We start from the raw sequence: 15,022 nt of genomic DNA, 5'->3' as shown, positions 1-15,022 counted from the left end.
ATCCATGACCCAGAACCCGCCCCGCAGTACCGACCCGCACGTGCCGTTGCCGGGCGAGGACGGGCTGCTTCCCGAGCGGGGCACGCCCACCCTGTCGTGCGTGATCCCCTGCCACAACGAGGCGCAGAACCTGGAACTGCTGCTGCCGCGCCTGGCTGAATTGCTGCCCACGCTCTCGCGGGCCTGGGAGGTGGTGCTGGTGGACGACGGCAGCCGCGACGCGACGGCCGCCGTGATCGCGCGCTGGGCGCGCCAGCCGGGCTTCGTCGGGCGGGTGCTCTCGCGCAACTTCGGCAAGGAGGCCGCCATCACCGCCGGGCTGGAAGCGGCCGCCGGCGAGGTGGTGGTCATCATGGACGCCGACCTGCAGCACCCGCCTTCGCTCATCGAGCCCATGCTGGCCCACTGGCGCGAGGGCGCCGACGTGGTGTATGCGGTTCGCAGCCACCGCGACGACGAGGCCTGGGTCAAGCGCGTGGGGACCGGCGTGTTCTACCGCCTTCTCAACGCCTTCGACCGCTTCGAGGTGCCCGAGGGCGCCGGCGATTTCCGGCTCATGGACCGCGGTGCCGTCGACGCGCTGCTCCAGCTGCCCGAGCGCAACCGCTTCATGAAGGGCCTGTACGCCTGGGTCGGCTTCCGGGCCGTGCCCCTGCCCTACGTGCCGGAGGCGCGGGTGCATGGCCGCAGCAGCTTCAGCTTCAAGCGCCTGCTGAACCTCTCGCTGGCCGGCCTCACCTCCTTCACCACCTGGCCCTTGCGCATCGTGAGCGTGGTCGGCCTGCTGGTGGCCCTGGTCGGCTTCCTCTACGGCGGCTTCCTCATCATCCAGTACCTCCTCTGGGGCAACGAGGTCTCGGGCTGGACCACCATCGTGGTCACGCTGATGCTGTTCCTGGGGCTGCAGATGGTCTTCCTCGGCATCATCGGCGAATACGTGGGCCGCATCTTCGAGGAAGTGAAGGGGCGCCCGCTCTACGTGGTGCATCGCGCGCTGGGGCGCGGCCTGGGTCGTCGCGAACCGTGAACGGCGCACGCAACACCCTGCGGGCCTGGGGCCCGCTGCTGGCCTGCCTCGCCTGGCTGGCCCTGACGATCTGGGTGCGCCCGCTCGCCCTGCCTGACGAAGGCCGTTACTCGGGCGTGGCCTGGGAGATGGTGCGCACCGGGCAGTGGCTGACCCCCACCCTGGACGGCTTGCCCTACTTCCACAAGCCGCCCCTGTTTTACTGGATCACCGCCGCCTCCCTGTCCGTGTTCGGGCTGCACGAGTGGGCGGCGCGCCTGGCGCCCTTCCTGGGCGCCGCGCTGGCCGCGGCGTCCCTGTTCCTCTTCGCACGCCGCTGGTTCGGCGAGGGCGTGGCGCGCACGTCCTTGCTGGTGTTCGCGACCGCCCCGCTCTCGTACTTCGGCGCGCAGTACGCCAACCTGGACATGCTGGTCGCGGGCTGCATCACGGCCACGATCTTCTCGGCGGCCCATGCCGTGCTGGCGCCCGAGGGCGCGGGCCGCAACGGGGCCGTGCTGGGCGCGTGGCTGTTCGCCGCCCTGGGCGTGCTGGCCAAGGGCCTGATCGGCGCGGTGCTGCCTTTCCTGGTGCTGGTGGGCTGGCTGGCCCTGGTGCGCAGGCCGCGCGGGCTGCTGGTGCTTCTCTCGTGGCGGGGTGCGCTGGTGTTCCTGGCGGTCGCCGGGCCCTGGTTCGTGCTCATGCAGGAGCGCTTCCCGGCCTTCCTGCACTACTTCTTCATCGTGCAGCACTTCCAGCGCTTCACCGGCACCGGCTTCAACAACGCGCACGCGTTCTGGTTCTACCCGGTCGTGCTGGCGCTGCTGCTGCTGCCCTGGACGCCGTGGGTGGCCGGCCTGGCGCGACGCGACTTCTGGCGCGCCGACGGCCTCCTGGCGCAGCGGTTGCTGCTGGGCGTCTGGGTGCTCGCGATCACCCTGTTCTTCTCGCTGCCGCGCTCCAAGCTGGTGGGCTACATCTTCCCCGTCGCCGCACCGCTGGCCCTGCTGATGGCCGACGCCGCGCTGCAGCGGCTGCGCCGCTCACCGGCCACGGGCCGCTGGCTGCGCGGCACGGCCCTGCTGGCGGGCGCGATCGGCCTGGTCGCCTGCGTCTGGATCACCCTGGCGGCGGACACCCGGCAACGCGACCTCGCCCTCGAACTGCGTCAGCAGATGCAACCGGGCGACCGGGTCGTGTTCATCTGGGATTACCACTTCGCGGTCTCCTTCTACGCGGCGCTGCGCGAGCCCGTGATCGTGGTGGACGACTGGACCCCCGCCGTGGTGCAAAGCCGCGACAACTGGCGCAAGGAGCTGGGGGATGCCGCGCAGTTCCAGCCCGATCAGCGGGAGCTGTTCACCGCCGGTCAGCTGGACGCCCTGGCCTGCGGCACGCCGCGGCCGCGCCTGTGGGTGTTCGCCGGGTCCGAGGCGCCGCGCGTATTTGCCTGGCTGCGCGCGTCCACCCGCGTGGACGAGAAGAACGGGCTCACGCTGTGGCGCCTGGATCCCGGCGCCGCTACGCCCGCCTGCCCCGGAACGCCCAGCGCGAGCTCAGGAGCCAGGTCATGACGGCCACGCCGACGAGCACCAGCGCCAGCGCCACGTCGTACCGCAGCCCGCCCAGCCGCAGCAGCAGCGCATACGCCAGCTCGTTGGCCCCGAAGCCCGCCGCGGAGACCAGGAAGAACCGGCCCGCGGCCTGTGCCAGCGGCGCGCCCGAAGCGCGGAAGGTCAGGTTCCAGTGGCCGGCGAAGGACACCGTGAAGGCGACCAGCCAGCCCAGGACGTTGGCCGCCAGCGGTGCCGCCCCCAGCAGGGACACCAGCGCCAGCACGACGAGGAAATGCGTGGCGGCGGCCGCGCAGCCGACGGCGACGAACCAGGCCAGGCGCCGGGTCATGCGCGCCTCCTGACGCCGCCATGGCCACGCCCATCGCCATCTGCGTCGACGACTTCGGCCACCATGCCGGGGTGGACGCCGCCGTGCTCGCGCTGGCCCGCCAGGGGCGCATCAGCGCGGCGAGCTGCATGGTGGGCGGTCCGAGCTGGGCTCAGGGCGCACCCGCCCTGCGCGAGCTCGACCCGCGGGCCGTGGACCTCGGGCTCCACCTGGACCTCACCGCCACCCCGCTGGACGCGAGCCTGCGCGGCGGACTGGGGGCCTGGATGCTGCGCAGCAGCGCCCGCCTGGCCGGCGCCGGCCGCCTGCGCGTGGAGATCGAGGCCCAGCTCGATCGCTTCGAGGCGGCCCTGGGCCGTGCGCCGGCGCACGTGGACGGGCACCAGCACGTGCACCAGTTCCCGGTGGTGCGCGACGCGCTGATGCAGGTGCTGACGCGGCGCTACCCGCGCCAACGGCCCTGGCTGCGCCGCACGCGCCGCGTGCCGGGCCAGCCCTTCGCGGGCAAGTCGGCCGTCATCGATGCCATGGGCTGTGCCGGGCTGGAGCGGCTGGCCGCCGCCGCCGGCTTCGCGCAGAACGCCCACCTGCTGGGCGTGTACGACCTGCAGGGCGACAGCCCGACGCGCTATGCCGCGCTGCTGCGCGGCTGGTTCGCGGCGGCCGGCGCCCGGGATCTGCTGATGTGCCATCCCGCCGCCGACGTGCCCGGCGCACAGGCCGACCCCTTGCTGGCGACGCGCCAGGCCGAACTCGCGGTGCTGGGCTCCGCGCAGGGGGACGAGATGCTCTCTGCCGCCGGCCTGCGCCTGGCGCGCATGGGCGATCTCCTGCAAGAGGCTTGAGGGATTCTTGGGGTCCAGGTGCATGCGGGGCACATCTTAGTGCCCCGGCCGCGGCGCACGGGCAGCCGCCCTCGCCTCAGCCCAGGCCGCCGAGCAGCAGCACCGCCGCACCGGCCAGCGTGGTGGCTGCGAACCCCGACGCCACCGGCCGGCCCACGGCGGCACCGCCGATCGCCCACGCCGCCACAGCCTTGAGCAGCATGTTGGCGGCCACCGCCAGCAACAGCGCGGACGAGGCTTGCGGCACGCCGATGATTCCCTGGCCGGACATCTGCACGGCGGAGACCAGGATGGCATCCACGTCGGCCAGCCCCGAGATGAAGGCCACGGCGTAGAGGCCGGCCGCGCCGAAGGCCTGCGAGGCCGCGCGCGCGATCACGGCCACCACCGCCAGCACCAGGCCGAAGCCCAGCGCGGTGCGCAGGTCGAACACCGGCGCGGCGGAGGCGGCAGCGGCCGCGCCAGCGGGCCGCGCGGCGCTGTCGCTGCGCCGCCAGCACAGCGCGGCGGCCCCCAGCGTCAACAGGCCCAGGCCCGCCAGCAGCACCAGCAGGCGCCAGGACATCCCGGGTCGCAGGGCCAGGATCACGGCCGCGATGCGGAAGAACATCATCCCGCAGGCGGCGAGCACGCCCGCCGCGGCCGAGCGGGGGCCGGCCTCGCCAGCGCGGGCCAGCCGCGACAGCGCGAAGGTGGCCGCCGTGGACGAGGCCAGGCCCCCCAGCAGCCCGGTCCACAGCAGGCCGCTGCGCTCACCCCGCCAGCGCGTGGCCACATGGCCCAGGAGCGAGATCGACGCGATCAGGATCACGGCGATCCAGAGGCGGAAGGGGTTCACGGCCTCGTACGGCCCCAGCCCCTGGTCCGGCAGCAGCGGAAGCACCACGGCCGACAGCACGCCGAGCTGCAGCAGGGCATTGATCTCGGCCGGCTGCACCAGGCGCAGCCAGCCATGCAGGACGGTCTTCAGGTCCAGCAGGACGGCGACCACCACCGCGCCGCCGATCGCGATGACCGGCTGCCCGCTGGTGGCCAGGGCGCCCAGCGTGAAGGTGGACAGCGCGGCCACGGCCGTCGTGATGCTGAGGGTGCCCTGCTCGGCCGCTACCCGCCTGTAGCCGACCGCGAACAGCAGCGCGACGGCGGCCAGGCCCACCCCCAGCGGTACGGCCGGCGAAGGCAGCAGGGCGAGCAGCCCGCCGACCAGGCCGATGAGGGCGAAGGTGCGCAGCCCCGCGATGCGCCCGCCGTCGGGCAGTTCACGCTCGCGCCAGCCGCGCTCCAGGCCCACCAGCAGGCCGGCGGCCAGGGCCACGCCCAGGGAGGCATAAGGGCCGAGGATCATGGCCGCGGCGCGCCGCGGGCGCGTCCCCGGCATCGCCACCGCGACGGCACCCGGCCGCGCGCGGGCGGGGCGGACGGGATGCGCGGGTGGGCAGGCTGCATGGCCTGTCCACCATAGCGCAGCCTCCAGGCCTTTGCTTGACCTGGGTCAGGCCCCGCGCGGATGGGCTCGCCCGGCGGCGGCAGGCCTCAGTGCGGCGCCGCGGACCCGCCGTTCACCGGACCCGTGAACATGGACTGCCAGGCCTTCATCACCGGGGCCGCCGCCTGCACGGCCGCAGCCGCCATCTCACCGGGCGTCGTTGCCGCGGCGCTGCTGCCGGTGCCCCGATCGGCCGAGGCCGGCACCGCCACGCGCGAACTGGCCACCAGCACCTCCTGCCAGTAGCGCAGGGCGTCCTGCAGGGCCGTGGCGAGCAGGCTGGCCTGCGCGGCCCAGGCCTCCTCGGGCGTGGTGGCCGCGCGCAGGGACTCGGCCGCCTGGCGGTGCGCCATCGCCAGGCGCTCCAGCATGTGCTGGTTCACGAGCCCCAGGGCCTGGCAGGCCGCGAGCCCGTGGGCCGTCATCTCCGCGCCCAGGGCCATCTGCTGGCGGGAGGCGTCCAGCCGGTCGGCCCAGGGCATGGGCATCGTGAAGGAAGGCTGGCCTTCCGCGCCCTGCGGGTTGCTGCCCTTGGAAGAGGAAGAGGAGGAGGCAGTCCGGCTGTTCATGGTGAAGTCCTTCGAGGTACGGGGTCCCATGGTCTGCGCCTTTGCGGTCTCGCTCCGCTCAGCAATGCGCTGTTGCCTGCGCACCGGTGATGAAACACCGGCCGCGAGGCTGGCGCCGAAAACGGAGCGGCACGCCGCCGGGCCGGGTGTGAGCCAGACGGTGCCGCACAGGCGGCGGGTCGAGTCGGGGAATGGACGCGAGGCCCGCACAGGCGCACGGCTTGTGCGCTGAGGCCGGGCCCCATGCCGGGGCGTCGCGTCGAACTAGAGGGAAACTGGCGGAGAGGGCGGGATTCGAACCCGCGGTGGGCTATTAACCCACACACGCTTTCCAGGCGTGCGACTTAAACCGCTCATCCACCTCTCCGGAAAGACCGCCATTGTAGCAGCTAGGTGGCGGTCTCCCCGCGGGGCTGGCGCGGCTCGGCGATCATGGAAAGCAGCAGGTTCACGTCGGCCGGCTTGACCATGTGGAAGTCGAAGCCGGCCTGCACGGAGCGCGAGCGGCTCTCGGCCTCGCCGTAGCCGGTCAGGGCGATCAGCAGGGCGTCGCGCGAGGCCGGCTGGGTGCGCAGGCGATGCGCCACCTCGAAGCCGTTCATGCCCGGCAGGCCGATGTCCAGCAGCACCACGTCCGGCCTGAAATCCTCCGCGATGCGCAGCGCCGACATGCCCTCGTTGGCCGTGCGCACCTCGAAGCCTTCCATCTCCAGCAGGGTCATGAGGGTGTCGGCGGAAGCGGCGAGATCGTCCACCACCAGCACCCGCGCCGGCGCCCGCTGGCGCTGCGGCTGCGCCTCGGCCGGAACCGGTGGCGCCTCCTGCGCGGCCAGGCGCGCCGGCAGGCGCACCACCACCTCGGTGCCGCGCCCGGGGCCTTCGCTGTGTGCGCTGACCTGGCCGCCGTGCAGTTCCACCAGGTGCTTGACCAGGGTCAGGCCGATGCCCAGGCCGCCCTGGGAGCGGTCCAGCGACTGGTCGCCCTGCACGAAGAGCTCGAAGATGTGGGGCAGAAACGCCGGCTCGATGCCACTGCCCTCGTCCCGCACGGCGATGCGCGCCTGGCCGTTGGCGAAGCTGGCGTCCAGCCAGATCCGCGCGCCGGGGGCGGAGAATTTCGAAGCGTTGTTCACCAGGTTGGACAGCACCTGCGACAGGCGCACCGCGTCGCCCTGGATCTCCACCGGCTGCGGCGGCAGGGACACCAGGATGCGCTGCTCGCGGCTGTTCGCGCGCGGCAGGCTGGCCTCGACCGACCGCTCCACCACCGCCGCCAGGTCCAGGCGCTCGGGCCGCACGGTCACCTTGCCCTGCACGATGCGCGAGACGTCCAGCAGGTCGTCGATCAGGCGCGCCATGTGGTCGGCCTGGCGGCCGATGACGTCGCGCGCCCAGTTCATGGTGACCTGGGTGACCTCGTCGCCCTTCATGATGTGCACCGCGTTGCGTATGGGCGCGAGCGGGTTGCGCAACTCGTGCGCGAGCATGGCGAGGAATTCGTTCTTGCGCCGGTCGGCATCCTGCACGGCGCTGTACAGGCGGGCGTTCTCCATGGCGATGGAGGCCCGGCTGGCGACCTCCTTGATGAGGGCCACCCGGGCCCCGTCCATGCTGGAGGCATGTTCGACGATCAGCACGCCGCGCAGGCGGTCGCCGCCCATGATGGGGCCCAGGGCCAGGATGTGCTCGCCCTCGGTGCAGGTCTGGAACTGTCGTGTCTCTATCACCCGCGCCAGCGCGTGGCGCAAGGGCGGCGAGAGGTTGGGCGTGATGCCCGGATCGGGCGGGTTCACCTCGATGCGCGCCACCGTGCCGTCGCTGTTGGTCATCACCAGCAGGGCCCGTTCGCCCAGCATGGGCACGGCCACGTCCAGCAGCGCAGCGATGGTCTCGTCGATGTCCAGCGAGCGCGAGAGCCGCTGGCTGGCCTCGGCCAGGAAGTCGGCACGCGCCATCGCGTCTTCCGCCGCCGCCCGCGCCGCTTCGGCCCGCGCCAGGGCCTCGCGCGCGGCCGCCTGCTGCTTGAGCTGGCGGTTCATGTGGAACAGCTCCACGAACACGCGCACCTTGGAGCGCAGCACCTCGGGCACCACCGGCGAGGGGATGTAGTCCACCGCACCCAGCGCGTAGCCGCGCTTGGCCTGCACCTCGTCCACGTAGGCCGTGATGAAGACGATGGGCGTCTGCGAGGACTTCTTGTACTGCCGGATCAGGCTGGCCGTCTCCAGGCCGTCGATGTCCGGCATGTTGACGTCCAGCAGGATCACCGCGAACTCCTGCTCCAGGATGCAGCGCAGCGCCTCCTGGCCCGAACGGGCCGAGACGATGTTCTGCCCCAGCTCCTCCAGGATGCTGCGGAAGACGAGGTGCTTCTCGGGCAGGTCGTCGACCACCAGGATGTTGGCCTTCTCCGGCAGCGGCAGCTCGGGCGCCGCCGCTGCGGGGGGAACCGGCGCGGCCATCACTGGTGGAGCCACGCGCGCAGCACGGTCAGAAGATCCTGGGTGTTGACGGGTTTGGACAGGTAGTCCCATGCGCCGGCCTCGATGCATTTTTCACGGTCCCCCTTCATGGCCTTGGCGGTCACGGCCACCATGGGGAGGTTCCTGCCCTGCGGCAGCTTGCGGATCTCCTTCATGGTCGCCATGCCGTCCATCTCCGGCATCATGATGTCCATCAGCACGACCTTGATCAACGGATCCGTGGCCACCCGGTGGATGGCGTCGCGGCCGTTGTCGGACCACACGATGTCCATGCCGTGCTCCTCCAGCACCGTGGCCAGGGCGAAGATGTTGCGCATGTCGTCGTCGACGATCAGCACCCGCTTGCCCGCCAGCGGTCGGCTGGTTTCGTACAGGCCGTTGATCAGCGAGCGCTTGGCCTCCGGCAGCCGCGCCATGTTGTGGTGCAGCGCCAGCAGCGTGTCGTCGAAGAGCTTGGGCACCGAGTGCGCCTCGTGCACGGTGACCGTCTCGTCGGAGCTCCAGGCATAGCGCTGGCCGCCGCGGGTGTTGGTGCGGTAGAGCAGCAGCGGCACCGGGCCCAGTTCGGCCTGGCCGGCCAGCAGGCGCCTGAGCTCGCCCGGCTCCACGCCCGGGAAGCCCTCCTCCAGGGCCACCGCGTCGAAGTCGCCCTCCTCCAGCGATTCGACCAGCTTGTCGCCGCTGCGCACCACCACGGTCTCGATGTCCTCGCCCTCCAGCTGCGCCAGCAGTTCGCGGCGCGCCGCGGCATCCTTGAGCGCGACCAGCAGCGTGCGCTGCGGCCGGGCCAGCCAGGAGTGCAGGCGGTCCAGCATGCCGTCCAGCACCTCCTTGCTCTGGATCGGCTTCTCCAGGAAGGACACGGCCCCCGAGCGGAAGGCCCGGTCCTTGGAGTCGTCGGTGGAGATCACGCACACCGGCAGGTGGCGTGCGCCGGGGTCCTGCTTGAGGCGGTCCAGCACGCGCCAGCCGTCCATGTCCGGCAGGTACATGTCCAGGGTGATGGCCGAAGGCTTGAACTGCGTCGCCAGGGTCAGCGCCCCTGCGCCCAGCGCCGTCACCAGGCCCTTGAAGCCCTTGGCCCGGGCCGCGTCGAGCAGGAAGCGGGCGAAGGCCAGGTCGTTCTCGACGATCAGCAGCACGCGGTCGCCCTGCTGGATGCTGTCCCGGTCGTCGCCGACCTCGTTCTTGAGGATGGCGGTGTCCTCGCCCACCACCACCGCGTCCTCGACGGCGGGTTCGTGGCGCACGGGCAGGCGCCGCTGCACCGTGGGCGCGAGTTCGGCGCGCGTTTCCACGGTCGGGGTCACGCGGCGCGGCGAGCGCGCCCCGGTGTAGACCAGCGGCAGGTACAGCGTGAAGTTCGAGCCCTGGCCCGGCGCACTGGACAGGCGGATCTCGCCGCCCAGCAGCTTGGAGAGCTCCCGGCTGATGGCCAGGCCCAGGCCGGTGCCGCCGTACTTGCGGCTGGTGGAACCGTCGGCCTGCTGGAAGGCCTCGAAGATGATCTGCTGCTTGTCCGAGGAGATGCCGATGCCCGTGTCCTCGACCGAGAAGGCCAGCACCTGCTGAGCCCGGTTGAGGTCCTCGTTGTCCGGCGACCAGCCGGTGAAGGCTTCCTCCACCGTCAGCGTCACATGGCCCTGGTGCGTGAACTTGAAGGCGTTGGACAACAGGTTCTTGAGGATCTGCTGCAGGCGCTTCACGTCCGTGACCATGGAGCTGGGCAGGTTCAGCCCGGTGTGGATCATGAAGTCCACGTTCTTGGCCTCGGCCACGTGGCGGAAGGTGCGCTCCACGTAGAGCTGCAGGTCCGACAGGCGCAGCTCGTTCACGTCCACCACCACCGTGCCGGACTCGATCTTGGACAGGTCCAGGATGTCGTTGATCAGCATCAGCAGGTCGTTGCCGGACGAGTGGATGGTCTTGGCGAACTCCACCTGCTTGGGCGTGAGGTTGCCGTCCGGGTTCTTGGACAGCTGGTCGGACAGGATCAGCAGCGAGTTCAGCGGCGTGCGCAGCTCGTGCGACATGTTGGCCAGGAACTCGGACTTGTACTTGGAGGTCAGCGCGAGCTGCTTGGCCTTGTCTTCCAGGGCCTGGCGAGCCTGCTCCACCTCCTGGTTCTTGCGCTCCACCTCGTGGTTCTGGTGCACCAGAAGGCGGGCCTTCTCCTGCAGCTCCTCGTTGGTCTGCTGCAGTTCCTGCTGGCGGCTCTGCAGCTCCTGGGCCAGCGACTGGGACTGCGTGAGCAGGTCCTCGGTGCGCATGTTGGCCTCGATGGTGTTGATCACGATGCCGATGGATTCCATCAGCTGGTCCAGGAAGGCCTGGTGGGTCGGGTTGAAGCGCTCGAGCGAGGCCAGCTCCACCACCCCGCGCACCTGGCCCTCGAAGATGATGGGCATGACCAGCACGTTCAGCGGCGCCACCTCGGCCAGGCCGGACGAGATGCGCAGCGCCTCGGGAATGCTGGAGGTGAGCAGGATCTTCTTCTTGTCGTGGGCGCACTGGCCGACCAGGCCCTGCCCCATGTCGATCTCCTTGCCGTAGGCGCCATGGCCGTCGGAGGCGTAGCTGGCCATCAGGCGCAGGCGGGGCTGTTCGTGCGAGTAGCGCAGCACGTAGAACTCGGCCTGCTGCGCGCCCACCACGGGCGCGAGCTCGGACAGGATCAGGTGGCCCACGGCCACCAGGTCCTTCTGGCCCTGCAGCATGCGCGAGAACTTGGCCAGGTTGGTCTTGAGCCAGTCCTGCTCGGTGTTGACCTGCGTGGTGTCGCGCAGGTTGCGGATCATCTCGTTGATGGTGTCCTTGAGCGCGGCCACCTCGCCCAGCGCCTCCACGGTGATGGAGCGCGTCAGGTCGCCCTGGGTCACCGCGGTCGCCACCTCGGCGATCGCGCGCACCTGGGTCGTCAGGTTGGCCGCGAGCTGGTTCACGTTCTCGGTCAGGCCCTTCCAGGTGCCCGCCGCGCCAGGCACCTTGGCCTGGCCGCCGAGCTTGCCTTCCACGCCCACCTCGCGCGCCACCGTGGTCACCTGGTCGGCGAAGGTGGCCAGCGTCTCCGTCATGGAGTTGATGGTGTCGGCCAGCGCGGCGATCTCGCCCTTGGCCTCCACGGTCAGCTTCTGCTCCAGGTCGCCGTTGGCCACGGCGGTCACCACCTTGGCGATGCCGCGCACCTGCGAAGTGAGGTTGCCGGCCATGAAGTTGACGTTGTCGGTCAGGTCCTTCCAGGTGCCGGCCACGCCTTGCACGTCGGCCTGGCCGCCCAGCTTGCCTTCGGTGCCCACCTCGCGCGCCACCCGCGTCACTTCCGACGCGAAGCTTCGCAGCTGGTCCACCATGGTGTTGATGGTGTTCTTCAGCTCCAGGATCTCGCCCTTCACGTCCACCGTGATCTTCTTGGAGAGGTCACCGGTGGCCACGGCCTTGGTCACGTCGGCGATGTTCCGCACCTGGGACGTCAGGTTGCCGGCCATGAAGTTCACGTTGTCGGTCAGGTCCTTCCAGGTGCCGGCCACGCCCTGCACGTCGGCCTGGCCGCCCAGCTTGCCCTCGGTGCCCACCTCGCGCGCCACCCGCGTCACTTCCGACGCGAAGGACCGCAGCTGGTCCACCATGGTGTTGATCGTGGCCTTGAGCTCCAGGATTTCGCCCTTCACGTCCACGGTGATCTTCTTGGAGAGGTCACCCGCCGCCACGGCCTTGGTCACGTCCGCGATGTTGCGCACCTGCGAAGTCAGGTTGCCGGCCATGAAGTTCACGTTGTCGGTCAGGTCCTTCCAGGTGCCGGCCACGCCCTGCACGTCGGCCTGGCCGCCCAGCTTGCCTTCGGTGCCCACCTCGCGCGCCACCCGCGTCACTTCCGAGGCGAAGGACGACAGCTGGTCCACCATGGTGTTGATCGTGGCCTTGAGCTCCAGGATCTCGCCCTTCACGTCCACCGTGATCTTCTTGGAGAGGTCACCGGCGGCCACGGCCTTGGTAACGTCGGCGATGTTGCGCACCTGCGAAGTGAGGTTGCCGGCCATGGAGTTGACGGAGTCCGTCAGGTCCTTCCAGGTGCCGGCCACGCCCTGCACGTCGGCCTGGCCGCCCAGCTTGCCTTCGGTGCCCACCTCGCGCGCCACACGCGTCACTTCGGAGGCGAAGGAGGAGAGCTGGTCCACCATGGTGTTGATGGTGTTCTTCAGCTCCAGGATCTCGCCCTTCACGTCCACCGTGATCTTCTTGGAGAGGTTGCCGGCGGCCACCGCCTTGGTCACGTCGGCGATGTTGCGCACCTGGGACGTGAGGTTGCCGGCCATGGAGTTCACGGAGTCGGTCAGGTCCTTCCAGGTACCCGCCACGCCCTGCACGTCGGCCTGGCCGCCCAGCTTGCCTTCGGTACCCACCTCGCGCGCCACGCGCGTCACTTCAGACGCGAACGACCGCAGCTGGTCCACCATGGTGTTGATGGTGTTCTTCAGCTCCAGGATCTCGCCCTTCACGTCCACCGTGATCTTCTTGGAGAGGTCACCGGCCGCCACGGCGGTGGTCACGTCCGCGATGTTGCGCACCTGGGCCGTCAGGTTGCCGGCCATGGAGTTCACGGAATCGGTCAGGTCCTTCCAGGTGCCGGCCACGCCCTGCACGTCGGCCTGGCCGCCCAGCTTGCCTTCGGTACCCACTTCGCGGGCCACCCGCGTCACTTCGGAGGCGAACGAGGAGAGCTGGTCCACCATGGTGTTGATGGTGTTCTTCAGCTCCAGGATCTCGCCCTTCACGTTCACCGTGATCTTCTTGGACAGGTCGCCGGCCGCCACGGCCGTGGTCACGTCCGCGATGTTGCGCACCTGGGAGGTCAGGTTGCCGGCCATGGAGTTCACCGAGTCCGTCAGGTCCTTCCAGGTGCCGGCCACGCCCTGCACGTCGGCCTGGCCGCCCAGCTTGCCCTCGGTACCCACCTCGCGCGCCACCCGCGTCACCTCGGCGGCGAAGGAGCGCAGCTGGTCCACCATGGTGTTGATGGTGTTCTTCAGCTCCAGGATCTCGCCCTTCACGTCCACGGTGATCTTCTTGGAAAGGTCACCCGCCGCCACGGCGGTGGTCACGTCCGCGATGTTGCGCACCTGGGCCGTGAGGTTGGACGCCATGAAGTTCACGGAGTCGGTCAGGTCCTTCCAGGTGCCGGCCACGCCCTGCACGTCGGCCTGGCCGCCCAGCTTGCCCTCGGTGCCCACCTCGCGCGCCACCCGCGTCACTTCCGACGCGAAGCTTCGCAGCTGGTCCACCATGGTGTTGATGGTGTTCTTCAGCTCCAGGATCTCGCCCTTCACGTTCACCGTGATCTTCTTGGACAGGTCGCCGGCCGCCACGGCCGTGGTCACGTCGGCGATGTTGCGAACCTGCGAAGTCAGGTTGCCGGCCATGAAGTTCACGTTGTCGGTCAGGTCCTTCCAGGTGCCGGCCACGCCCTGCACGTCGGCTTGGCCGCCCAGCTTGCCCTCGGTACCCACTTCGCGCGCCACCCGCGTCACTTCCGAGGCGAAGGAGGAGAGCTGGTCCACCATGGTGTTGATGGTGTTCTTCAGCTCCAGGATCTCGCCCTTCACCTCCACCGTGATCTTCTTGGACAGGTCGCCCGCCGCCACGGCCTTGGTCACGTCCGCGATGTTGCGCACCTGGGCCGTGAGGTTGGACGCCATGAAGTTCACGGAGTCGGTCAGGTCCTTCCAGGTGCCCGCCACGCCCTGCACGTCGGCCTGGCCGCCCAGCTTGCCTTCGGTACCCACCTCCCGCGCCACGCGGGTCACTTCCGCGGCGAAGGTGCCCAGCTGCTGCACCATCTTGTTGATGATCATGGCGGTACGCAGGAACTCGCCTTCCAGCGGCCGGCCGTCGGCCTCCAGCGCCATGGACTTGGACAGGTCGCCCTGGGCCACGGCACCGATCACGCGGGCCACTTCCGAGGTCGGGTGCACCAGGTCGGAGATCAGCGAGTTGATGGAATCGGCCGACTCGCGCCAGAAGCCGCTCGCGCTGGGCACCTGGGCCCGCTCCTTGAGCTTGCCCTCCTTGCCCACCACGCGTGACAAGCGAGCCAGTTCCTGCGCCATGTGCAGGTTCTCGGCCACCACGTCGTTGAAGGCGTCGGCAACCTTGCCGAACACGCCCGTCCAGTCGCGCGGGAGCTGGGCGGCGGCACTGCCTTTCTTGAGGTCGGTGAGCGCGCCCAGGAAGGTGCGCGTGTGCTCGGACAGCAGTTCGCAGTGGTCCAGCACGTTGTTGATGGCGGCCACGTCCTGCTGCCAGAAGCCCGTCAGTTTCTCGTCCGGCAGGCGGCGGTTGGCCCGGCCGGCGCTGCGCTGCGCCGGGTCCAGGCCGTGCAGCCGGTTCGAGTGGCGCGCCGCCTGCGCACTCAATTCGTTGAACTCGGCGGCGATCTTGCCGTAGAGCCCGTCCCATTCGGTGGGCAGCGTCAGCCCGGTCTCGCCGCGGCGGAATGCCCCCAGGGCCTTGAGCAATTGGCGCAGTTCACCCTCGCGCTGATCAGCCACCGGTAGCTTGGCCACGACTTCCATGTTGGTCCCCCAGAAACGCAATACTGCCGAGGCTGGCAGCTCAAACCGGCGTCAGGGTAGTCGCATCCCATCCATGCGACAACGCGAGGGTCCAGCCCATCCATGGCCAGGCCAAGCCAGCCGGGCATCGTAGGACGAGGCCTACAGCAAAAGGCGTTA

The 15,022-nt window shown here is 70.1% G+C and carries 8 protein-coding genes and 1 tRNA gene; 3 read left to right on the top strand and 6 right to left on the bottom strand.

What is annotated here, in order from left to right:
- The first annotated feature begins 4 nt into the window (after positions 1-4).
- Both IM725_RS10750 and IM725_RS10745 read left to right on the top strand, forming a co-directional pair.
- Positions 5-1,027, top strand: coding sequence for a glycosyltransferase family 2 protein (locus IM725_RS10750; RefSeq protein WP_193780592.1), 1,023 nt, complete (start codon positions 5-7; stop codon positions 1,025-1,027).
- Positions 1,024-2,580: an ArnT family glycosyltransferase gene (locus IM725_RS10745; protein WP_193780591.1), complete on the top strand. Its 1,557-nt coding sequence runs from the start codon at positions 1,024-1,026 to the stop codon at positions 2,578-2,580. Before IM725_RS10750 ends, IM725_RS10745 begins: the two co-directional genes overlap by 4 nt.
- Here the strand turns inward: IM725_RS10745 and IM725_RS10740 are convergent.
- Positions 2,528-2,911 carry a GtrA family protein gene (locus IM725_RS10740; protein WP_193780590.1) on the bottom strand — a complete coding sequence of 128 codons (384 nt, stop codon included), beginning with the start codon at positions 2,909-2,911 and terminating at the stop codon, positions 2,528-2,530. The two genes, IM725_RS10745 and IM725_RS10740, sit on opposite strands and share 53 nt — an antisense overlap.
- Positions 2,912-2,931: 20 nt before the next feature.
- Here IM725_RS10740 and IM725_RS10735 point away from each other — a divergent pair, with 20 nt between their 5' ends.
- Positions 2,932-3,756 (top strand): ChbG/HpnK family deacetylase, encoded by an 825-nt coding sequence (locus IM725_RS10735; protein WP_193780589.1) that lies wholly within the window; start codon positions 2,932-2,934, stop codon positions 3,754-3,756.
- A 76-nt stretch (positions 3,757-3,832) separates the two neighbouring features.
- Here IM725_RS10735 and IM725_RS10730 read toward each other — a convergent pair whose 3' ends face one another.
- From IM725_RS10730 to IM725_RS10710, 5 genes are all read right to left on the bottom strand, one after another.
- Positions 3,833-5,101 carry an MgtC/SapB family protein gene (locus IM725_RS10730; protein WP_193780588.1) on the bottom strand — a complete coding sequence of 423 codons (1,269 nt, stop codon included), beginning with the start codon at positions 5,099-5,101 and terminating at the stop codon, positions 3,833-3,835.
- A gap of 188 nt (positions 5,102-5,289) precedes the next feature.
- Entirely contained in the window at positions 5,290-5,811 is a 522-nt protein-coding gene (locus IM725_RS10725; RefSeq protein WP_193780587.1) for a hypothetical protein, read from the bottom strand.
- 276 nt (positions 5,812-6,087) lie between these two features.
- Positions 6,088-6,178: transfer RNA gene (locus IM725_RS10720), tRNA-Ser, on the bottom strand.
- Positions 6,179-6,200: 22 nt separating this feature from the next.
- Complete coding sequence (locus IM725_RS10715) at positions 6,201-8,273, bottom strand: hybrid sensor histidine kinase/response regulator (RefSeq protein WP_193780586.1); 2,073 nt, start codon at positions 8,271-8,273, stop codon at positions 6,201-6,203.
- Entirely contained in the window at positions 8,273-14,863 is a 6,591-nt protein-coding gene (locus IM725_RS10710) for a HAMP domain-containing protein (RefSeq protein WP_193780585.1), read from the bottom strand. Before IM725_RS10710 ends, IM725_RS10715 begins: the two co-directional genes overlap by 1 nt.
- Positions 14,864-15,022 lie beyond the last annotated feature (159 nt).

The organism is Ramlibacter aquaticus, from assembly GCF_015159745.1.
Lineage (GTDB): Bacteria > Pseudomonadota > Gammaproteobacteria > Burkholderiales > Burkholderiaceae_C > Ramlibacter > Ramlibacter aquaticus.
Note: the sequence above shows the minus strand (reverse complement) of the source record. Positions and strands in the feature narration are given on the sequence as shown.